At 47.0% G+C, this 530-nt stretch carries 1 protein-coding gene; it reads right to left on the reverse strand.

Annotated features, from left to right (window positions below):
* Nucleotides 1–9: 9 nt before the first annotated feature.
* Nucleotides 10–530 (reverse strand): HesA/MoeB/ThiF family protein (locus tag R7Z50_RS25055; RefSeq protein WP_318149430.1); only part of this gene is annotated, 521 nt, incomplete at its 5' end.

Below are 530 nucleotides of genomic sequence, written 5' to 3' on the forward strand. Positions count from 1 at the left end.
GGTCATCTCTTAACTGCTCACTGGTGCAAGATTATTGTCACCACAAACCTGACATTGCTTGTCTTTGGTTATAGACATGGTCTGCCAGTTCATCCGCAGTCCATCAAAGAGGTGTAACTGACCACACTCAACATGAAAGCGATCTATCGCCAACTTTTGAATAGCAGCGAGAGCTTGGTAGTTCCCCAGAGTGCCCACCACAGGACCGATAATGCCGGTTTCGCTGCACTTCATTGTTTGCTGCAATTCATCAAACGGATACAAGCATCGATAGCAGCCTGAATTTGATGGTTTGTCTGAGTAGTCAAAAACAGCAAACTGCCCTTGCCAACCAATCGCTGCCGCCGATATCAGAGGTGTATTTTGCTCATAACAAACTTGATTGATCAGCTGCCTCGTTGGCAGGTTGTCACTGCAATCCAACACCACATCCGCCAACATGATTTCGAGTTGTAACTGAGCTTGGTCGAGACGCTTGGTAATCGTGCGTACCTGAATCATTGAATTGAGATCACGAAGCTGCTGAGCCA

The organism is Vibrio sp. 1249-1, from assembly GCF_033340495.1.